Origin of the sequence: Vibrio misgurnus, from assembly GCF_029635775.1 — a bacterium.
In the GTDB taxonomy this organism is placed as follows: domain Bacteria; phylum Pseudomonadota; class Gammaproteobacteria; order Enterobacterales; family Vibrionaceae; genus Vibrio; species Vibrio chanodichtyis.
Map to the genome: position 1 here is coordinate 1,526,692 of NZ_CP113241.1, position 20,979 is coordinate 1,547,670.

Consider the following 20,979-nt stretch of genomic DNA (forward strand, 5'->3'; position numbering starts at 1 on the left):
CTTAACCGGGCAGGCACTCTGCATCATATGTTGCGCTTCACATGCCGTGAACCGATTTGGCTTATCGAGCGTGAGCCCTTGCTACGGCTAGTAAAGCGAGCAACTCTCCGCGAGATAAGCCTATTTAATCCCTGCTATTTGTAATAAAATGCCGCTCAAATTACATAATTGAGAAGCGCTCATGTCTACCATTGGTCGAATCCATTCTTTCGAATCTTGTGGCACTGTTGATGGCCCAGGAATCCGCTTTATTGTATTCCTACAAGGGTGCTTGTTTCGCTGTAAGTATTGCCATAACCGAGATACATGGGACACCCATAGTGGCAAAGAAGTCACGGTTGAGGAAATCATCCAAGAAGCCAAATCTTACCGCCATTTCATGAATGCTTCTGGTGGTGGCATTACTTGTTCCGGCGGCGAAGCGATGCTGCAACCGGAGTTTGTGCGTGATTTATTCCGCGCCGCCAAAGCCGAAGGTATCCACACCTGTTTAGATACCAATGGTCATATTCGTAAATTCACTCCGGTCATTGATGAAGTGCTGGAAGTCAGCGATTTGGTGATGCTCGATATCAAACAGATGAATGATGACATCCACCAAGATCTGATTGGCGTATCCAATAAACGCACTCTAGATTTTGCCCGCTATTTGCATCAGATTGGCCAAAAAACCTGGCTACGTTATGTCGTAGTTCCGGGTTATACCGATGATGCGGCATCAGCTCACCAGCTTGGCGAATTTATTAAAGATATGGAAAATATCGAGAAGATAGAGCTATTGCCTTACCACAAGCTGGGCGCTCATAAATGGGAAGCGATGGGTGAAGAATACCCGCTGGAAGGGGTCAATCCACCCAGCAAAGAAACAATGGATAGTATAGTCGCCATCCTTGAGCAGTATCACTCTAACGTCAAATACTGATCTCACATCACCTAAACTGTTCCAGCCATACCAACCGATCTGGTTGGTATTTTTTTGCCCGTCAGTAGTGAACAATTGGCTTTTTTTTACCCTTTCGCCCTCAAAAGTGTAGCCAGATCATATTTCACAACACACCAATCCTGTTAACCTTAATTCAGCAAAATAATAACTCTGATTTAAAGTGAGACCTTATATGGAAATGACTAACGCTCAACGTTTGATCCTATCGAATCAATATTTCCTGATGTCACAGCTCGACCCAAGTAACGCCAATCAATACCAGCGATTACAAACTATTGTCGAACGTGGCTATGAACTGCAAATGCGCGAACTCAATCGTGAGTTCGGTTGCCTAGCAGAAAGCGAATGTCGTCAAATTATCGATATAATGGAAATGTATCATGCGATGCAGGAATCAAACCGCATGCTCGATGAAGCAGCACGCAAAGAAGTCGACCAGCGCCGCTTAACTTTCCTCGGTTTTGATTTGGCGAGCGAAGCGCAGCTCACCCACTACGTACGCTTTTTAGTCGACTCGGAAGGTTTATATCCTCAATTTGATAAAGGCGATCATCATTTCAACAGCCAAGTACCGATGCTGGCTAAATACCAACGTATGCTGACCATGTGGCGTGACTGCCCGCGTCAGTACCATCTCTCGGCCAATGAACTGCGGCAAATTATCAACGCTTAAGGCTAGCACTAAGCAATGGCTCATCGTTAACACCAAGCTCGTGAAATCCACTTTAAAGCTGGCCATAGTATGCCAGCTTTTTATTAGTCCAATTTTCAATCCCCTACTTTGCCTTTACTCACCCGTTTCATCCTGATCTCAATTGAAATTAATCAATGATTGATTAAGCAAAACCGTCAATCACTAACTAGGCTTAATACGTTAAGCATTGCTTTATGGCTGTGCTGTGTCGGGACGACATTTTCAAAGGGGAAACACAATGAGTATTTTTTCACACTTTCAGGCTCGCTATGAAGCCGCCAAAGATGAAGATCTGTCGATTCAAGATTTTCTGACCCTGTGTAAAGAAAACAAAAGTGCTTATGCCAATGCCGCCGAGCGCTTACTGATGGCCATTGGTGAGCCAATCATGGTCGATACCTCTAAACACCCGACCCTGAGCCGTATTTTCTCTAATCGAGTGATTGCACGCTATAAAACCTTCGAAAATTTCTATGGTATGGAAGAAGCGATCGAACAGATTGTGGCTTACCTGAAACATGCGGCACAAGGTTTAGAAGAGCGTAAACAAATCCTCTATTTGTTAGGCCCAGTCGGTGGCGGTAAATCTTCATTAGCCGAAAAGCTGAAAGCCTTGATGCAGCAAATGCCGATTTATGTGTTATCGGCCAATGGGCAGCGTAGCCCAGTCAACGATCACCCATTTAGTCTGTTTGATGTCAACGAAGATGGCGATCTACTCAAGCAAGAATACGGGATTGAACGCCGCTATTTGCACTCAATTATGTCGCCTTGGGCGGCAAAACGGCTGCACGAATTTGGTGGTGATATTACCCAGTTCAGAGTGGTGAAAGTACGCCCATCGATTTTGGATCAAATCGCGATTGCCAAAACCGAGCCGGGCGATGAAAACAACCAAGATATTTCGTCACTGGTTGGCAAAGTGGATATTCGCAAGCTGGAACATTTCTCACAAGATGATCCGGATGCTTATAGCTACTCCGGCGCACTGTGCCGCGCCAATCAAGGATTAATGGAATTTGTGGAAATGTTCAAAGCGCCGATTAAAGTGCTGCATCCGCTCCTCACCGCAACTCAAGAAGGGAATTATAACGGCACTGAAGGGCTTTCCGCGTTACCCTTTGATGGCATGATCCTCGCCCACTCCAACGAATCGGAATGGCAAACTTTCCGCCACAATAAAAACAACGAAGCATTCCTCGATCGAGTTTATATTGTCAAAGTGCCCTACTGCCTGCGTGTATCAGAAGAGGTGAAGATCTACCAAAAACTGCTCGATCACAGTGAGCTGGCTCAAGCACCTTGCGCGCCTAGCACGCTCGAACTGCTGGCGCAATTTAGTGTACTGTCACGTCTGAAAGTCCCAGAAAACTCATCATTATTTTCCAAAATGCGGGTGTACGATGGTGAAACGCTCAAAGACACCGATCCCAAAGCCAAAAGCTATCAGGAATACCGTGATTATGCAGGGGTGGATGAAGGGATGGCCGGCCTTTCGACCCGCTTTGCGTTCAAAATTCTATCGCGCGTGTTTAACTTTGACCATTCCGAAGTCGCGGCCAACCCAGTGCATCTGTTCTATGTTATTGAGCAGCAAGTAGAGCGTGAACAGTTCGCGCCGGAAACGGCTGATCGCTATCATGAATTTCTCAAAGGGTATTTGATCCCGCGCTATGTCGAGTTTATCGGCAAAGAAATTCAAACTGCCTATTTGGAGTCCTACTCTGAATATGGGCAAAATATTTTTGATCGCTATGTCACCTATGCCGATTTCTGGATCCAAGATCAAGAGTATCGCGATCCGGAAACCGGTCAGCTATTTGAACGTTCAGCGCTGAACAGTGAATTAGAAAAAATTGAAAAAACCGCCGGGATCAGTAACCCGAAAGATTTTCGTAACGAAATCGTCAACTTCGTATTGCGCGCGCGCGCCAACCATAATGGTCAAAATCCACTGTGGACCAGCTACGAAAAATTGCGCACGGTGATCGAGAAAAAAATGTTCTCCAATACCGAAGATCTGCTGCCAGTGATTTCGTTTAATGCCAAAACCTCTTCTGATGATCAGAAAAAACACGATGATTTCGTGGCACGCATGATGGAAAAAGGCTACACCGAAAAACAAGTTCGCTTATTGTCTGAATGGTATTTACGAGTACGTAAATCATCATAAGTGCGATTGGCAGCTATGCTTGGCGTTCACCAAGCCAGCATAGTGGTTGCAAAAAATAGCAGATCGGCAATTGGCAACCACCAGATCGGCTCAATCTCTGTATTGAGCAGCGGTGATTAGGGAGCAGTGCATGGCGCAATTTATCGACAGAAGGCTCAACGGCAAGCACAAAAGTACCGTCAATCGGCAACGCTTTTTACGTCGCTATAAGCAGCAGATCAAAGAGTCAGTCGCGGATGCGGTTAACCGCCGCTCAATCACCAATACCGAAAGCGGTGAAGGCGTTGCCATCCCAACTCGCGACATTAAAGAGCCGATGTTTCAGCAAGGCAAAGGTGGTGTGCGTGAGCAGGTGCATCCGGGTAATGACCAATTTATCCGCGGTGATAAAATCGAACGCCCCAAAACAGGTCAAGGTAATAACGGTGCAGCAGAAGGTGATGCCAGTGCTGATGGCCAAGGCAGTGATGATTTCATTTTCCAGCTCTCCAGAGATGAATATCTTGATATTTTGTTTGAAGATTTAGCGCTACCCAACCTCAAAAAAAATCACGCTAATAAAATCGCCGAATGGAAAACCCATCGCGCAGGTTTCAAAACCGCCGGTGTACCGTCTAACATTGCGGTGGTTCGTTCACTGCAACAATCATTAGCCCGTCGCACAGCGATGACTGCCAGCAAACGCCGTTTGCTTGATGAGTTACAACAACAATTAACCGAAATCCAGCGCCTTGAACCACCACAAATCATCGAACAGAGGCACATCAAACAACAGATTGAAGATCTGCGTAAAAAAATCGATAGCGTGCCTTTTATCGATACCTTTGATTTACGTTTTAAAAACTATGAGAAGCGGCCGATCCCATCCAGTCAAGCGGTCATGTTCTCGCTGATGGATGTCTCAGGATCAATGGATCAAGCGACTAAAGAGATTGCTAAGCGCTTTTATGTGCTGCTCTACTTATTTCTAACTCGCACTTATGACAATGTCGAGGTGGTGTTTATTCGTCATCATACCCAAGCCAAAGAGGTTAATGAACACGATTTTTTCTACTCACAAGAAACTGGCGGAACCATTGTTTCCAGTGCCTTGAAATTAATGAATGAGATCATTAAAGCGCGCTACCCACTTAACCAATGGAATATTTATGGGGCACAAGCTTCGGATGGCGATAACTGGGCGGATGATTCGCCGCGCTGTAAAGAGCTACTGGCCAACCAATTGCTGCCTGATTGCCAATATTATGCCTATATCGAAATCACGCGCCGTTCACACCAAACGCTGTGGCACGAATATGAAAAATTGCAGCCCTCTTTCAGTCACTTTGCGATGAAACATATTCGTAGTGTTGATGATATTTTTCCGGTGTTTAGGGAGCTGTTTCAAAAGGAACACGAGTAGGGAGAGCGCAACATGACCATCCAAGCGACACTGCACCACCAACCACTGCCAGATGGCCCAGATTGGACATTTGAACTGCTGGAGCGCTATCACCAACAGATCAGCCGTGTAGCAGAGCTTTACCGTTTAGAGACTTACCCTAACCAGATTGAGATCATCACCTCAGAGCAGATGATGGATGCTTACTCCAGCATCGGTATGCCGATTAATTATCATCACTGGTCATTTGGTAAAAAATTCATCCAAACCGAGCAAAATTACCAACACGGTCAAATGGGCTTAGCCTACGAAATCGTGATCAACTCGGATCCGTGTATCGCCTATCTGATGGAAGAAAACACCATCACCATGCAAGCCTTGGTCATGGCACATGCCTGCTACGGGCATAACTCTTTTTTCAAAGGTAACTACCTGTTCCAAACTTGGACGGATGCCAGTTCGATTATCGATTATCTGCTGTTTGCCAAACATTACCTCGCCGAATGTGAACAAAAATTCGGGGTGGAGGAAGTTGAAACGCTACTCGATTCTTGTCATGCATTAATGAACTATGGGGTTGATCGCTATAAGCGGCCAGAAAAAATTTCCATCGCCGAAGAAAAAATACGCCAAGAAGAGCGCGAAAACTATCTGCAATCACAGGTTAATACACTGTGGCGTACCGTACCGAAAAAAAACGTGACCGCAGAACAACAGCACCGCTTCCCGGCTGAACCACAAGAAAACATTCTGTACTTTATTGAAAAACATGCCCCATTACTCGAACCTTGGCAGCGTGAAATTGTGCGTATCGTGCGTAAAATTAGCCAATATTTCTATCCGCAAAAACAAACCCAAGTCATGAATGAAGGTTGGGCGACCTTTTGGCACTATACCCTGCTCAATCATCTGTATGATGAAGGCTTACTCAGCGACCGCTTCATGCTCGAGTTTCTACATAGCCATACCAGTGTCGTCGCACAGCCACCTTATAACAGCCGTTATTTCAATGGGATTAACCCTTATGCACTTGGCTTTGCGATGTTTCGTGACATTAAACGCATCTGTGAAGAGCCAACCGAGGAGGATCAACGCTGGTTTCCCAAATTAGCCGGCAGCGATTGGTTAGAAGCGGTGCATTTTGCGATGCGTAACTTTAAAGATGAGAGCTTTATCAGCCAATACTTATCGCCCAAGCTGATCCGCGATTTTAAGCTGTTCGCGGTTTGTGATGACGATAGAAAGAATCAAATTGAAATCAGTGCCATTCATGATGAACTCGGCTATCAAGCGATCCGTGAAAAGCTCGCGGCACAATACAACCTGAGTAACTTAGAGCCGAATATTCAAGTGTATAGCGTCGATATTCGCGGTGATCGCTCCTTAACCTTACAATATGTGCCTCATAATCGCATCCCGTTAGAAGCCAACTATGAAGAGGTACTAAAACACTTGCACCGGCTGTGGGGCTTTGAGGTTAAGCTCGAAGAAGTTAAAGAGAGCGGGCGTCGAGATCTGCTGGCGACATGCCCGAAAAAGAGCCATTTTGAATGCCCAATTTAACCGCTTGGTGATTGGATGATCTGATGGTTTTGTAGTTGGTAGTTTTGTAGTCGATAGTTTGGCTGTCGATAATTTGGTGATAATCAGTCAATCATTACTGACTATCACCAACGGATCATCGCGGATCAGGCCGCTCAGTGAGCTTGCTGAGCGACAATCTGCCGAACTAAAGCCAAATCTTCTGGGGTATCAACGCCAGCCGGAGGCGCTTGTAAGGCTACTGCAACATGAATTTTCTCACCATGCCAAAGCACGCGCAGCTGCTCTAAGCTCTCAATTTTTTCCAATTGGCTAGGTTGCCACTGAAGGTAGGTGTGGATGAAACCCGCACGATAAGCATAAATGCCAATGTGGCGCAGCACTGGCTGTGCAATCGTTGGCTCTGGCGTGGCAAAATGATCGCGATCCCAAGGAATGGTCGCGCGACTAAAATACAGCGCATAACCGTGTTTATCAGTCACTACCTTAACCGCATTGGGATTAAACACTTCCGCTTGCTGCTCAATTTGCACTGCCAGAGTCGCCATTGGCGCATGGCAAGCAGCTAGGTTGTCCGCGACTTGACGGATAATCACTGGTGGGATCAAAGGCTCATCACCTTGCACATTAACCACAATGTGCTCAGCAGGGATCGCCATTTTTTCAACCACTTCCGCCAATCGCTCGGTACCTGATTGATGATCAGGCGAGGTCATACACACTACACCACCAAACGCTTGCACGACATCAGCCACCCGCTGATCGTCAGTGGCAATAATCACTCGCTCAGCTCCCGCTTGCATCGCTTGCTGGTACACCCATTGAATCATTGGCTTGCCACCAATATCGGCCAGCGGCTTACCCGGCAAACGGGTTGATTGATAGCGGGCTGGGATCACAACCGTAAATGACATTAGCGTCCCTCATCCATACTCATGCTACGAGCTTCTGACTCTAACAGCACCGGAATACCTTGTTTGATTTGATAAGCCAGACGATCCAGTTTACAAATCAATTCTTGGCGAGTTTTATCGTAACTCAGCTTACCCTTACACACTGGACAAGCGACGATTTCAAGCAGACGGTGATCCATATGACTCCATTACCTCTTTAATTTTGTCGACAATACGCAGCTCCATGTCTGGAGCAAATTGAGCCGAAACGGGCAAATACCACCAATTGGCTTGTGCAAATCCAGCACATTTAACTGCATCTTTTTCCGTCATGATCAGATGGTCACCCTGCTGTGCCAGTTGCTTTAACTGCGTGGCATCAAACGCCTGGTGATCCGCAAACCCTTGGCAAACCAACAAATCCGCATTCAGTGCCCGTAAAGTATTAAAAAATCGCGTCGGGTGACCAATTCCAGCCATAGCGCACACACGAGTCAATTGATTGACTGGGCAACGCTCACCGGTGCGCAGGTTAACCGCCAAATCTGGCTGCAGGTGCATAGCGATTTCATTGGGTTGCGCACGACCGCCATTGGTAATAATAAAATCCACCTGCTGTAACCGGCTAATCGGTTCACGCAGCGGCCCAAGCGGGATCAACTGCTGATTACCAAAACGGCGCACGCCATCAACCACGGCAATTTCAATATCGCGCTGCAAAGCATAATGCTGTAAACCATCATCACTGATGATGATATTCACTCCGCATGCCACAAGTGCTTGTACCGCTTGGCTACGTACCGGATCCACCGCCACCGGCGCGCCGCTGCGTTGAAAGATCAGCTTTGGCTCATCACCACAATGCTCTGGCGGGGTGTGCTGATTAACCAACAGCGGGTAACTCGGTGCTTTCGCCCCATAACCACGTGATACAACGCCCGGTCGATAACCCAGTTTTTGCAACGTTTCCACTAACCAAATCACCACTGGCGTTTTACCATTACCGCCAGCGGTAATATTACCCACCACCACCACAGGGATCGGAGCTCGGAAAGTGGCTTTACGGCCAGTTTGATAAGCGTTACGCCGTGCGCGGCTGATCGCAGCGAATATCAAGCTTAACGGCCACAACAGTGGCCATAATAAGTAACTCAGCAGATGGCGTTGAAACCAAATTTTTTCAATCACCGCTATTCACCAAACTGAATGCGGTGCAGTTGAGTATAGGCGCCGTCTTGAGCTAGCAACTCAGCATGACGACCACGCTCAATGATTTGCCCTTCATCAACCACCAAGATTTCATCCGCTTGTTCAATGGTCGATAAACGGTGGGCAATCACTAACACTGTTTTGTTTTTCTGTAGCTCATCGAGTGCCGCTTGAATCGCTCGCTCTGATTCCGTATCCAGCGCCGAAGTTGCTTCATCAAGGATCAGCACTGGTGCATCACGCAACAACGCCCGAGCAATTGCCACTCGCTGCCGCTGACCACCAGACAAACTGGTACCATTTTCACCGATCACAGTATCCAAACCTTGCGGCAGATTTTCGATAAACTCCATCGCATGGGCTTGACGCGCCGCTTGCTCAATCTGCTCACGGGTGTATTCGCCTTCCGCAGCATAGGCAATATTGTTGGCGATGCTGTCATTAAACAGATGTACGTTCTGTGATACCAATGCGAAATGGCGACGAAGATTGGTCAGCTTATAATCGCGCACATCGTGCTGATCTAAACGGATCGCGCCACTATCCACATCGTAAAAACGAGTAAAGAGGTTCGCGATGGTCGATTTGCCAGAGCCTGAGCGCCCCACCAATGCGACGGTTTTACCTTGCTCAATGGTGAACGACACATTGGATAACGCCGGCTTGTCTTTGCCTTGGTAAGTGAAAGTGACATCTTGCACTACCACCTCACCTTTCACACGATCCACCGCATATTTGCCATTATCACGCTCGGTTTCCAGATCCATCAAACCAAATAGAGTTTGACATGCGGCCATCCCGCGTTGGAAATCCGAAGTGACATTGGTTAACGCTTTCAGCGGACGCATTAAGCCAAACATGGCGGAAAACACCACAGTAAAGGTACCCGGGGTCAATTCGGCTCGAATAGAATCAACACTCGCCAAAAACAGCACCGCAAACAGTGCTAGGGAAGCAATCATCTGGATCACCGGATCAGCCGTCGCCTGTGCCGACACCAATTTCATGGTTTGCTGACGCATTCGGTTACTGACTTGGTCGAAACGCTTACGCTCCACCGCTTGCCCACCGTAACTGAGCACCACTTTATGCCCTTTGAGCATCTGCTCCGCAGACGAAGTGACGTGTCCCATCGTCGTCTGCATATTGCGGGAAATCTTGCGAAAACGCTTCGAGACAAAGCTAATTGCAAACGCCACCACTGGTGCAACCACAATCAAGACTAAAGAGAGCTGCCAACTGTTCCAAAACATCAGTACCAGCAAGCCAACAATACTGGCCCCTTCCCGCACAATGCTCACCAAAGCTCGGCTGGTGGCTCCAGCGACTTGCTCCGAATCATAAGTGATCCGCGACAAAAGTCCGCCCGTGGATTGTTGATCGAAAAAGCTCACTGGCATATGCATAAAATGGTTAAACAAACCACGGCGCATTTGCATCACCACGTTGCCAGATACCCAGCTCAAGCAGTAGGCAGAAGCAAAACTACTTAGTCCACGCACAAACATCAGACCTAAAATCATAAACGGTAGAATGCGCAAAAAAGTCGATTCAGCATCACCAAACCCTTCATCTAATAAGGGTTTAAGCAGTGAAATCATGTAGGTATCGGCAACCGCATTAATGATCAACGCGATGGTTGCCACCACCAGCCCCGCTTTATAGGTGCTGATATAAGTCCACAGACGTTTAAAGGTCTGCCAGTTAGATTCGTCAGAGTGAAGTGACATAGAAAGGCTTTTCTGATTACAAAATTGGCCTCATTCTACCCCTTTACGTAGCATCTGCCTATACCAAGGCTCCCAGTAGCGCCGCCGCTGAGCCAACCAATCAAGCTGATCCGGATAGAAAAATAGCGAAATCTGCCCCATTTGTCCGGTATCTAGCCACTGCACTTGTTGCTGCTGATAACGTGCAACCACCTGTGGATGAGGCAAGTTCCAGCGGTTATCTTTGGCCAGAGAAGCGATCGCCAACTGGGGTTGCACTTGGGCTATAAACTCGGCGGTCGATGAGGTTTTACTGCCATGATGCGGCACTAGCATCACATCACTTTGTAATACAACGCCATCTCGGGCGAGTAACCACTCACCCAGCGCGGTGACATCACCGGATAACAACACCGAATGCTGGGATTGTGTATCGCTGACGCGGATCACGCAGGAGTGCGGGTTATAAGCTCGGCTCACCCGTTGCGGCGGCCATAACACATTAAATTCAAGTGACTGCCACTGCCAACTCACACCTCGGACACAAGGCTCAAATTGCACACCGTGTTGACTACTACGGATCCAACGCGGCTGCCAGCGGCTAGCCAATCCTTGCCAATCTCCCGCATGATCATTATCCAGATGACTTAAAATCAGCCCATCTAATTGCTGAATCCCACGCTGCTGTAACAGCGGCTCAATCACGCTGTGAGCGTAGCTTCCAGTCGGCCAACTGCTGCCAGTATCGTAGATAATCGCCCGCTGATTCTGCTCAATCATGATCGCCAAGCCATGCCCAACATCCAGCACATCGATTCGCCAAAGCGGCTTGATGCCGGGAAACCACCACCATAACCCAATCATGATCAATATCAACGCGCACGCTTGGCGGCTAATGATTCGATACAACAAACTCACCGCCACAATTCCGATCACGATACCTTGTACCTGCTTGGGTACCACCAACCAACCGACTTCAGCAAATTGCAGCGCCCACTCCAGTGGCATAAAAGTCCAATCCACCCATGGCCAGTAGCCAGGTGCCCAACTCGGAAGCGCCACCATCAGTAGCAGACCGAAGAATAGCACCGGTACAATCACCAATGAAAACCACGGGATAAACAACAAATTGTACAGCACAGCCGTAATGCTCAATCCACCAAAAAAATACGCCGTGACCGGCGCCATTAAACAGACCAGAGAGATTTGCGCCCACAATAATCTCTGCCACTTGGCTTGACGTTGATTTTGGCTGGCGAGCTGATAAAGCACCACTGCAACCGCGAGAAATGACATCCAAAAGCTATTGGAGAGCGAAGCGAACGGCGACCAAAACAGCACCACCGCGAGGGTGAGTAAAATGCGCTGATACGCCGACAATGGCAAAGCCAATACCACCAACGCCACGTTGAGCAGACACATGATCAGCGCACGCTGAGTGGGTAGCGTGAATCCGGCCAACCAAGCATACAGCAGTGCTAATAAGCCACCGAGGATAAAAGGCGACCAGATCAGCTTGACATGCCAACGCATCAAACCCGCCCCCAGCACATAGCCTAAGCTGAATGCGATACCAATATGTAAGCCAGAAATAGCCACTAAATGAATCAAACCGCTGTTGCGCAGTGCTTGCCACTCGGATTCCTCGATCGCTTTACGCTCACCAAAGGTCAGCGCTAAGATCAAGCCTTGGAAGCGGCTAGCATCAGTCAATGCGGTCAATTGGGTTAGCCAAGCAGACCGGACATCTCCCCGCTGGATAATTTGGTAGCTGGTATTGGGTTTAACACTGGCGCGAGCTAAGACCGATTGCGCCATCGAATGCGCTTCTAAATCAAAACCGACTTGATTAAGTCGCCCAATCACCGGTTTCAAGGTTACGGAAAATTCGAATTGATCATTGGGCTGTAACGGTAATGGCGCGGTTAAACGCACGCGCGGTTGATGCCATCGGTGCAATCTTTGACCATTGACCTGATGAATTAAGATCAACCCCTCATAGGCGTAACGAGTTTGTGTAAAAAAGCTGTCAACTCGGCCTTTTATGCTAATATCCGGGCCTGCTTGATAGAGCAGGTTGGATTGATCTCGTATAAGATTGCCATGTAGCACTATGGTCAGGATGGCCAATCCTAAACCAAGCCATTGACGGCAAATTCGGTAATAGATGCACAGGCCACATATCATGAGGCAAAACCACGCCCAGCCCCACGTTGGCATCCATGGCCAATATGGTGCAGAGAGCATGGTGAGTGAAAATGCCATTAGCGACCAGTAATTCGACAAGAGAGTCATAATCCCGTATGCCAAAAAAATTTATTAAACGGTTTATGCCTGACCACGATGTGATCAAACGCCAAAAAGCCCTGCGCGTATTTGGAAATGTGTTATACAACCCAAACCTTTGGTGTCTTAATCGCCGCTCAGCGGCAGGGGCTTTTGCGGTTGGTCTATTTATGGCTTTTATCCCTCTACCCAGTCAGATGATCATGGCCGCAGGTGCAGCAATTGCTCTGGGGGTTAACTTACCGCTATCCGTTGCGTTAGTGTGGATCACCAACCCCATCACCATGCCAGTGATCTTCTATTGCACTTATAAAGTGGGCGCTTGGCTCATGGGCATCCCTCCCCAATCATTCCACTTAGAGTTGAGTTGGGAATTTCTGCTCAATCAAATGAACACCATCGGCCTGCCGTTTTTACTCGGCTCGGTAGTTTGCGCTGTGATAGCAGCATTAATCGGCTATTTTAGTATTCATGCCTTATGGCGTTATTCGGTGGTGCGCAGTTGGCAAAAACGCCGTCTTAATAGTCGAATTAATAAAAGCCGCGTCAATAACATGCCGGAGAATCGACCGTAATGCACCGCGGCCTCCCCCTGGGCCAAGTAAATTGTGAGTGATAAGCGAACTACCGATGCAAAGCGTGTCAAATTAAGATGAAAAAAGGACCATTCGGTCCTTTTTTGTTGATGTTGCCTGCAGTGGCCTCAGTTATCCCACATGGAGATTATTTACTACTGAGCACTTGGGCTGGATTTAATCGACTGGCGCGCCGCGCTGGGTACCAGGTCGCCAACAGGCTCAACACGATCGCAGTACCGGACACCAATAGCACATCCAAGGCTTCAACTTGTGAAGGCAAAAAATCGACAAAATAGATATCGCCAGATAAAAACTGATGGCCAATCAACTGCTCTAACCCGTTGACCAATCGGGTTAAATTGAATGCAATTAATACTCCCGCGATGCTGCCAGCCACACTGCCTAGCACACCAGAAAAGACCCCTTGCCAGACAAAGATACGCTTAATCAGGCCATCACTGGCCCCCATGGTACGTAAAATAGCAATCTCCGCCGCCCGATCTTTGACCGCCATCATCAAGGTAGAGACAATGTTAAAGCTCGCGACCCCGATCACCAATACCATTACTAAATACATAATGGTGCGCACCAGCTGAATATCACGGTATAAAAAGCCATATTTTTGCTGCCAGCTATTGAGATAAACATATTCGCTAAGCTGGTTGCCCACCTCACGTACGATCTGGGTCGCTTGCAGGACCTGATCAACTTTCACCGCCACCCCGGTGACACCATCACCTAAATTGGCGTAACGCTGGGCATCCTCAAGCGGTATTAGCGCCAAGCTGTGATCAATTTGCCCATTGAGCGCCAACAAGCCACTCACGGTGACTCGCACTCGCTTCGGAGCTTGTAATTTGTCACCACTGGCGGTACTGGGCAGTAGCAAAGTGATCATATCACCGATTTGCACACCCAGTTTTTCTGCCACCCCTTGGCCCAAAATCACCTGCTGCTGATCGGGGACAAAATTTTGCCACGCCTGCGCACTGATAAATTGTGCCAGACGCGATACCGTTTGCTCACGCTGTGGATCGACTCCACGTACTTCAAGCGCTTTTAGCTGAGTGCCGTTTTCTGCCAACGCCGTCATTTTTACATAAGGCGCCGCCGCAACAATTTGCCGATGTTCGGTCGCTTGTGCGATCAGCTCCGGCCAACGCTGCACCGGGCCACGCACCCCTTCAAACTCACCATGAGGGATCACCGACAACACCCGCGATTGCAACTCACGCTCAAAACCATTCATCGCCGACAGACCAATAATGATCACCGCCACTCCAACGGCAATCCCCAGCGTTGATGAGAGTGAAATAAACGACACCATCTTATTGCGTTGTTTGGCACGACTAAAACGCCCACCAATAAACAGAGCGAGAGAAATCAAGCGTTACGCCCCCGTAATCTCGGTTAATAATCCATCTTTCATCTGCATCTGCCGATCCATTTTCGCCGCCAGTTCACTATCATGGGTCACCACTAAAAACGCGGTGCCCGATTCGCGATTCAACTCACGCATCAAATCGTAAATCGACAGCGCCGTTTGATGATCAAGATTACCCGTTGGCTCATCGGCCAGTACCAAATCCGGTTTATTGACTAAGGCACGTGCAATCGCGACTCTTTGACGCTCCCCGCCAGATAACTCAGCGGGACGATGAGTTAAGCGATGGGCTAAACCCACCCGCTCAAGCAAACGTTGTGCGGCTGCTTTGGCGGCCGCAACCGGATGACCACCGATCAACAGCGGCATGGCCACATTTTCTAACGCCGAAAAATCAGCTAACAAATGATGAAATTGATAGATAAACCCCAGATGCTGGTTGCGGATTTTCGCTTGCTGATTAGAACTGAGTTGCGACAAGGGTTGATCAAGAAACGCCACTTGGCCAGAGCTCGCATCATCCAATGCGCCAAGAATATGCAGCAAGGTACTTTTGCCGGAGCCAGAGGAGCCAATAATCGACACCAACTCGCCACGTTTCAGTTCAAAACTTATCCCTTGCAGCACTTGGGTGTGTAGCTCGCCTTCTTGATAGGTTTTACACACCTGCGAACAACATAACAGCTTATTCATAACGTAATGCCTCAGTGGGTTGAACAGAAGATGCGCGATAGGCAGGAAACAGTGTCGCCAATAAACTTAAAGCCACCGCAAGAGCAATCACCAGCCCAATTTGCCATAGATTAATCACCACCGGTAACCCGCCGCCCGCCGAAAATAGGGCTACGCCGAAGGTTTCCAACAAACGATTTAAATTCGCCGCCAACAGACCGCCAAGCAAACCACCACTAAGTGCGCCAAGCACGCCACTGCTCGCGCCTTGCACCATGAAAATGGCCAGCACTTGCTGCGCTTGCATACCTTGGGTTTTGAGTATCGCTACTTCCGCTTGCTTTTCCATTACCACCATGATCAACGCAGCAATAATATTAAACGCCGCCACGCCAACAATTAAACCCAGCATTAGGCCCATCATGTTCTTTTCCATACGTACCGCTTGAAACAGCTCGCCACGCTGCTCGCGCCAGTCGCTCCAACGCCAACCCTCCGGTAAAGAGCGTTGGGCATAATCACTCACCACAAAGGGATCATCAAAAAATAGCCGCCAGCCTGAAATGGTCTGCGCATCGTAACGCAGTAAGCGAGCGGCATCTTGGCGATGGGTGACCATGAGTTGGCCGTCAACATCCGAGCCGGTGTTAAATATCCCAGCCACGGTAAAATTACGCTGACTGGGTAAGCGACCTAGCGGGGTAAATTGGCTGGCTTCAGTGACCATAAGGCGCACCTTATCACCAAGCGAGACATTTAAATTGCGTGCCAATAAATGACCGAGCAGCAATTGATATTCGCCCGCCTGTAAGGTCGAAACACTGCCAGCCATTAAATAGCCACTCAACGGATCGTTATGCTGCGGCTCAATGCCGATCAGCAGACCCGCCGCCAATTGCGCTGGGCTTTGTATTACCGCTTCACTGCGCACCAAAGGCTCAGCTGGGCGCGAAGGCGATAACGCTGCGATAAAACTTGGCGGAGTGGCCGTCAGAGTCGTTTTTCCCGTCGCCTCACTGACCACCGCTTGTGGCAGTACACCAAGAATGCGTGATTTAAGCTGCGCTTCAAAGCCATTCATCACCGATAACACGGTCACCAACGACATCACACCAATCGTGATCCCTGCTGTCGACATATACGAGACAAAACGGCTAAAACGATCGCCAGAACGACCGCGCAAATAACGCCAACCAATAAAAGCCGATACCGGATGAAACATAAATCCAACCTTAGAAATACCATGGCGCTACTGTAACGAGAATCCCTGTTCGGTTGTAGTTTTTCTTTCGCAAATCAATGCAACAAAGCATTTATTTCACACCGAGAACAAGGACATACCTTGATTAGTTACCGCTTATGACGATAATCAACATTGATGTGAGAAGGAACCCCCTATGACCAACCAAGAATTTTTTACTGTTCACCATGCACTGACTCTCAATGTCCAGCCGCTGGCTAGCGATTTTACCCTGCCTTCTCACCCCGTTTTTGAAGCCGAGATCCCCGCTCCATTTGTAGTGGCGAGCGAGTTTAGCCAGTTAGAGCAGCTTAGCGATAATGCGCGCAGCGAGCTCAAAAACAGCGATTTTCCAAGTGTATTGCAACTGCTCGAAGCACAGAACGCCAAACTCAATCTGCTGCTGACCTTTATGCTCGCCCAGCAAGATGATCCCGACTTACGCACCAGCACCACGAGCTTTGGTGCCAGCCAACTCACCTATTTGGCACCAGCCCCACTCCCTTTAGGCCAAAAAGTGCGGATCAAACTGTTTTTGGAATACCCCGCAGCGGCGATTTATGGCTACGCGAGCGTGACTGAATGCCTATTGCAAGCTGAACATTGCTTAATCACGCTCAAATATGAACTGCTGCGTGATATGGATCAGGATCTGTTGATCAAAGCCGCCTTATACCAGCAGCAGCGCCTGCTGCGTCAACGCTCACTAGATCGAGAAAAAACAGCGTGACTATGACTAGAAACTCCCTACTCTCTCTGTTTGCGGCGCAAGGTGCCGGAGACAAAAAAGCCATCGGTAACTTGCCGGGCGCCAGCTTAGCGCTGGCGATTGCCGAACTGGCCAATGCCCACCACAGCCATACTTTACTGGCAGTGCCGGATCCACAAACCGCGCTTAAACTGCTGCAGGAAATCGAGCAATTTAGCCAATATGAGGTTGCGCTATTCCCAGATTGGGAAACGCTACCCTATGATAATTTTTCACCGCATCAAGATATTATTTCTGATCGAATTGCGCGACTCTACCAGCTACCGAGCCAAACTCACGGCATCACGATTGTGCCGATCAGCACCTTGCTGCAGCGCCAATCCCCACGTGAGTTTTTGCTGCAACACACTTTAATCGTTAAACGTGGCGATCATTGCTCGCTCGATAAACTGCGTTTACAACTGACCAACAACGGCTATCGCCATGTGGATCAAGTATTTGGTCCCGGTGAGTATGCCAGTCGTGGCTCAATTCTCGATCTGTTCCCAATGGGCAGCAGTGATCCATTCCGGATCGATTTTTTCGATGATGAAATCGATACCATCCGCACATTCGATCCGGACAACCAACGCTCAATCGCGGAAATGGATGAAATTCGCCTACTACCGGCCCATGAATTTCCCACCAGTGCCGCGGCGATTGAAGAGTTTCGTAATCGATGGCGTCAGCGCTTTGAAGCGCGTCGTGAACCCGAATCTGTCTATAGTCAAGTCTCTAAAGGTACTTGGCCAGCGGGCATTGAATATTGGCAACCGCTATTTTTTGAACATTGCGAAACCTTATTTGATTACCTGCCCACCGACAGTCAACTGTTGGTGGTGGGTGAAATCGAACAATCCATCGACCATTTTTTAGCCGATGTAGCGCATCGCTACGACCAACGCAATATTGATCCGCTGCGCCCACTGCTCGCACCCCATGAATTGTGGCTACGCAAAGATGAGCTATTCAGCCACTTTAAAGCTCTGCCCCAGATCTTACTCTCGAACGAGCCGATTGAGCTGCGCGCCGGTCGCATCAATCCACCCTTGCAGGCGCTGCCGCCATTAGCGGTTGAGCATCAAAATAAAGATCCACTGGCGGCACTGCGGCAATTCAGTGAACAGTTTGCTGGCAAGATCATTTTCTCGGTCGAATCGGAAGGTCGCCGTGAAGCGCTGCTGGAACTGCTGCAACGGATTAAGTTACGCCCAGTCAATCACCCTACGTTCAGCGCGGCCTGTCAACAGCCCGAGAAATTTTCGCTGATCTTAGGCGCGGCCGAACACGGATTTATCTTCACCGGTCATGATAATCCATCACCGATCGCACTAATTTGTGAGAGTGATTTACTTGGCGATCGCGTGCTGCAACGTCGTCGTAAAAAAGATCGCAAGACCACGACCAATAGCGATGCGGTGATCCGCAATCTGGCGGAGCTAAAACCAGGGCAACCGGTGGTGCATATCGATCACGGGATTGGTCGTTACTTAGGCTTACAAACGCTGAGTGCCGGCGGCATGATCAGCGAATACGTGATGCTTGAGTACCAAAATGAAGCCAAGCTGTATGTGCCCGTCTCTTCACTCAATTTGATCAGCCGTTATTCTGGCGGCGCAGAAGAGTCGGCCCAATTGCACAAGCTCGGTGGTGAAGCTTGGATTAAGGCCCGTCGCAAAGCGGCAGAAAAAGTGCGCGATGTGGCTGCCGAACTGCTCGATGTTTATGCCAAACGTGAAATCAAACCCGGCTTTAAATTCCAGCTTGATCGCGAACAATACGCAACCTTTAAAGCCACATTCCCGTTTGAAGAAACCGACGACCAAGCCATGGCGATCAACGCGGTACTGTCTGATATGTGCCAAGCCAAAGCGATGGATCGATTAGTGTGCGGCGATGTCGGTTTTGGTAAAACCGAGGTAGCGATGCGCGCTGCTTTTGTCGCCACCGATAACAATAAACAAGTCGCGGTATTAGTGCCAACCACTCTACTGGCTCAACAACATTTTGAGAATTTGCGCGACCGTTTTGCCAATTTGCCGATCCGCGTGGAAGTGTTATCGCGCTTTAAATCGGCCAAGGAGCAAAAACAGATCTTACAAGAGGTCGCCGAGGGTAAGGTTGATATTCTGGTCGGCACCCATAAATTATTATCGAGCGAGCTGCAATTCGCCGATCTTGGTTTATTGATTGTCGATGAAGAACACCGCTTTGGGGTGCGGCAAAAAGAGAAAGTCAAAGCGATGCGGGCCGATGTGGATATTTTGACCCTGACCGCCACGCCAATCCCACGGACTCTGAATATGGCGATGAGTGGTATGCGCGATCTCTCGATCATCGCTACGCCTCCAGCACGACGGCTCGCCATCAAAACCTTTGTACGCCAAACCGAAGAGAGCGTGATCCGCGAAGCGGTGCTGCGTGAAATCATGCGCGGTGGCCAAGTTTATTTCTTGCACAATCAAGTCGAAAGTATCGATAAAGTTGCAGCAGATTTAGAAAAGCTGATCCCTGAAGCCCGAATCACCATTGCCCATGGCCAAATGCGTGAACGTGAGTTAGAAAAGGTGATGAACGATTTCTACCACCAGCGCTTTAACTTACTGGTGTGTACCACGATTATCGAAACCGGGATCGACGTCCCAACCGCGAATACGATTATTATTAATCGTGCGGACAACTTAGGCTTAGCTCAATTACATCAACTGCGTGGCCGAGTCGGTCGTTCGCATCATCAAGCGTATGCGTATTTACTCACGCCCCCACCTAAAGCCATCACCAAAGATGCGGTGAAACGTTTAGAAGCGATCGCCTCTTTAGAAGATTTGGGGGCGGGTTTCACCCTCGCGACTCACGATTTAGAGATCCGCGGCGCTGGTGAACTGCTAGGCGAAGAGCAAAGTGGCCAGATCCAATCGGTCGGCTTTAGCTTATATATGGAAATGCTCGAACAAGCCGTTGAAGCGCTTAAATCAGGTAAAGAGCCAGCGCTGGATGATCTGCTGCGCGAGCAAACCGAAGTCGAAATGCGCCTGCCGGCCTTACTGCCTGAGGAGTATATCCCAGATATCAATACTCGCTTATCGATGTACAAACAGATCGCCAGCGTAGCAAGTGAAGATGAGTTAGCCGAGCTTAAAGTCGAGTTGATTGATCGCTTTGGTAAATTGCCAGATGCCGCGTTAAACTTGCTGACCATTGCTAAGCTAAAACTGAATGCGATGCGGCTGAAAGTACGCAAAATTGAAGCCCATGAGCGGGGGGGCTATATTGAGTTCTATCCCAATGCTGACATTAATCCACTGTTTTTGGTTAAACTGCTGCAATCGCAGCCTAAGCAGTTTGCCATGGATGGACCTACTAAGTTCAAATTTACGTTACCTTTGCTTGAACGCAGTGCGCGGATCCAATTTGTCGCTGACATGTTGCATAATTTCCAGCAAAATGTGCTGCCTGCGCGTTAAGTTATCGGCAAGTAAGTGAGTCTCCATGAGCATAGGCAAACTGTGTGATTGGGGTGAACGAAC

At 48.7% G+C, this 20,979-nt stretch carries 16 protein-coding genes; 8 read left to right on the forward strand and 8 right to left on the reverse strand.

What is annotated here, in order from left to right; all coding sequences use genetic code 11:
- Nucleotides 1–181: 181 nt before the first annotated feature.
- The 5 genes from pflA (at nt 182) to OOK74_RS07135 (ending at nt 6,754) form a co-directional block, all read left to right on the forward strand.
- A complete protein-coding gene (gene pflA, locus OOK74_RS07115; RefSeq protein ID WP_274721362.1) occupies nt 182–922 on the forward strand; it encodes a pyruvate formate lyase 1-activating protein in 741 nt (246 codons plus the stop codon).
- Between the two features lie 193 nt (nt 923–1,115).
- Nucleotides 1,116–1,616, forward strand: coding sequence for a YfbU family protein (locus tag OOK74_RS07120; RefSeq protein WP_278182488.1), 501 nt, complete (start codon nt 1,116–1,118; stop codon nt 1,614–1,616).
- Nucleotides 1,617–1,875: 259 nt separating this feature from the next.
- On the forward strand, nt 1,876–3,810 hold the full coding sequence (locus OOK74_RS07125) for a PrkA family serine protein kinase (RefSeq protein ID WP_274721360.1): 1,935 nt from the start codon (nt 1,876–1,878) through the stop codon (nt 3,808–3,810).
- A 130-nt stretch (nt 3,811–3,940) separates the two neighbouring features.
- Nucleotides 3,941–5,212, forward strand: coding sequence for a YeaH/YhbH family protein (locus OOK74_RS07130; RefSeq protein ID WP_278182489.1), 1,272 nt, complete (start codon nt 3,941–3,943; stop codon nt 5,210–5,212).
- A 12-nt stretch (nt 5,213–5,224) separates the two neighbouring features.
- Complete coding sequence (locus OOK74_RS07135) at nt 5,225–6,754, forward strand: SpoVR family protein (protein ID WP_274721358.1); 1,530 nt, start codon at nt 5,225–5,227, stop codon at nt 6,752–6,754.
- 134 nt (nt 6,755–6,888) lie between these two features.
- Here OOK74_RS07135 and kdsB read toward each other — a convergent pair whose 3' ends face one another.
- The 5 genes from kdsB to OOK74_RS07160 are packed head-to-tail and all read right to left on the reverse strand — an operon-like array spanning nt 6,889 to nt 12,839.
- Nucleotides 6,889–7,647 carry a 3-deoxy-manno-octulosonate cytidylyltransferase gene (gene kdsB, locus OOK74_RS07140; protein WP_278182490.1) on the reverse strand — a complete coding sequence of 253 codons (759 nt, stop codon included), beginning with the start codon at nt 7,645–7,647 and terminating at the stop codon, nt 6,889–6,891.
- The gene (locus OOK74_RS07145) at nt 7,647–7,826 is read right to left on the reverse strand and encodes a Trm112 family protein (RefSeq protein WP_274721356.1); all 180 of its coding nucleotides are present in this window, start codon (nt 7,824–7,826) and stop codon (nt 7,647–7,649) included. Before OOK74_RS07145 ends, kdsB begins: the two co-directional genes overlap by 1 nt.
- Nucleotides 7,807–8,814 carry a tetraacyldisaccharide 4'-kinase gene (lpxK, locus tag OOK74_RS07150; protein ID WP_278182491.1) on the reverse strand — a complete coding sequence of 336 codons (1,008 nt, stop codon included), beginning with the start codon at nt 8,812–8,814 and terminating at the stop codon, nt 7,807–7,809. The genes OOK74_RS07145 and lpxK overlap by 20 nt, the downstream gene beginning before the upstream one ends.
- A gap of 2 nt (nt 8,815–8,816) precedes the next feature.
- Nucleotides 8,817–10,565, reverse strand: a complete 1,749-nt coding sequence (msbA, locus tag OOK74_RS07155; protein WP_274721354.1) for a lipid A ABC transporter ATP-binding protein/permease MsbA — start codon at nt 10,563–10,565, stop codon at nt 8,817–8,819.
- Between the two features lie 30 nt (nt 10,566–10,595).
- Nucleotides 10,596–12,839 (reverse strand): DNA internalization-related competence protein ComEC/Rec2, encoded by a 2,244-nt coding sequence (locus tag OOK74_RS07160; protein WP_406707925.1) that lies wholly within the window; start codon nt 12,837–12,839, stop codon nt 10,596–10,598.
- 8 nt (nt 12,840–12,847) lie between these two features.
- Between OOK74_RS07160 and OOK74_RS07165 the strand changes: the two genes are divergently transcribed.
- Entirely contained in the window at nt 12,848–13,405 is a 558-nt protein-coding gene (locus OOK74_RS07165) for a DUF2062 domain-containing protein (protein WP_274721353.1), read from the forward strand.
- 148 nt (nt 13,406–13,553) lie between these two features.
- Here the strand turns inward: OOK74_RS07165 and lolE are convergent, their stop codons facing one another.
- From lolE to lolC, 3 genes are read right to left on the reverse strand one after another with little or no spacing between them, the layout of a single operon-like run.
- Nucleotides 13,554–14,795, reverse strand: a complete 1,242-nt coding sequence (gene lolE, locus OOK74_RS07170; protein ID WP_274721352.1) for a lipoprotein-releasing ABC transporter permease subunit LolE — start codon at nt 14,793–14,795, stop codon at nt 13,554–13,556.
- A gap of 3 nt (nt 14,796–14,798) precedes the next feature.
- A complete protein-coding gene (lolD, locus tag OOK74_RS07175; protein WP_278182492.1) occupies nt 14,799–15,485 on the reverse strand; it encodes a lipoprotein-releasing ABC transporter ATP-binding protein LolD in 687 nt (228 codons plus the stop codon).
- Nucleotides 15,478–16,686, reverse strand: a complete 1,209-nt coding sequence (gene lolC / locus OOK74_RS07180) for a lipoprotein-releasing ABC transporter permease subunit LolC (protein ID WP_278182493.1) — start codon at nt 16,684–16,686, stop codon at nt 15,478–15,480. Before lolC ends, lolD begins: the two co-directional genes overlap by 8 nt.
- 175 nt (nt 16,687–16,861) lie before the next feature.
- Between lolC and OOK74_RS07185 the strand changes: the two genes are divergently transcribed.
- Together OOK74_RS07185 and mfd are read left to right on the forward strand one after the other, a co-directional pair.
- Nucleotides 16,862–17,434 carry a PilZ domain-containing protein gene (locus OOK74_RS07185; protein WP_277205998.1) on the forward strand — a complete coding sequence of 191 codons (573 nt, stop codon included), beginning with the start codon at nt 16,862–16,864 and terminating at the stop codon, nt 17,432–17,434.
- A 2-nt stretch (nt 17,435–17,436) separates the two neighbouring features.
- Nucleotides 17,437–20,916, forward strand: a complete 3,480-nt coding sequence (gene mfd / locus OOK74_RS07190; RefSeq protein ID WP_278182494.1) for a transcription-repair coupling factor — start codon at nt 17,437–17,439, stop codon at nt 20,914–20,916.
- The last annotated feature ends 63 nt before the right edge of the window (nt 20,917–20,979 follow it).

Bases quoted from the DNA above. Each gene is read 5' to 3' on its own strand.
- pflA (WP_274721362.1), top strand. From the start codon at position 182: ATGTCTACCATTGGTCGAATCCATTCTTTCGAATCTTGTGGCACTGTT.
- OOK74_RS07120 (WP_278182488.1), top strand. From the start codon at position 1,116: ATGGAAATGACTAACGCTCAACGTTTGATCCTATCGAATCAATATTTC.
- OOK74_RS07125 (WP_274721360.1), top strand. From the start codon at position 1,876: ATGAGTATTTTTTCACACTTTCAGGCTCGCTATGAAGCCGCCAAAGAT.
- OOK74_RS07130 (WP_278182489.1), top strand. From the start codon at position 3,941: ATGGCGCAATTTATCGACAGAAGGCTCAACGGCAAGCACAAAAGTACC.
- OOK74_RS07135 (WP_274721358.1), top strand. From the start codon at position 5,225: ATGACCATCCAAGCGACACTGCACCACCAACCACTGCCAGATGGCCCA.
- kdsB (WP_278182490.1), bottom strand. From the start codon at position 7,647: ATGTCATTTACGGTTGTGATCCCAGCCCGCTATCAATCAACCCGTTTG.
- OOK74_RS07145 (WP_274721356.1), bottom strand. From the start codon at position 7,826: ATGGATCACCGTCTGCTTGAAATCGTCGCTTGTCCAGTGTGTAAGGGT.
- msbA (WP_274721354.1), bottom strand. From the start codon at position 10,565: ATGTCACTTCACTCTGACGAATCTAACTGGCAGACCTTTAAACGTCTG.
- OOK74_RS07160 (WP_406707925.1), bottom strand. From the start codon at position 12,839: ATGACTCTCTTGTCGAATTACTGGTCGCTAATGGCATTTTCACTCACC.
- OOK74_RS07165 (WP_274721353.1), top strand. From the start codon at position 12,848: ATGCCAAAAAAATTTATTAAACGGTTTATGCCTGACCACGATGTGATC.
- lolD (WP_278182492.1), bottom strand. From the start codon at position 15,485: ATGAATAAGCTGTTATGTTGTTCGCAGGTGTGTAAAACCTATCAAGAA.
- lolC (WP_278182493.1), bottom strand. From the start codon at position 16,686: ATGTTTCATCCGGTATCGGCTTTTATTGGTTGGCGTTATTTGCGCGGT.
- OOK74_RS07185 (WP_277205998.1), top strand. From the start codon at position 16,862: ATGACCAACCAAGAATTTTTTACTGTTCACCATGCACTGACTCTCAAT.
- mfd (WP_278182494.1), top strand. From the start codon at position 17,437: ATGACTAGAAACTCCCTACTCTCTCTGTTTGCGGCGCAAGGTGCCGGA.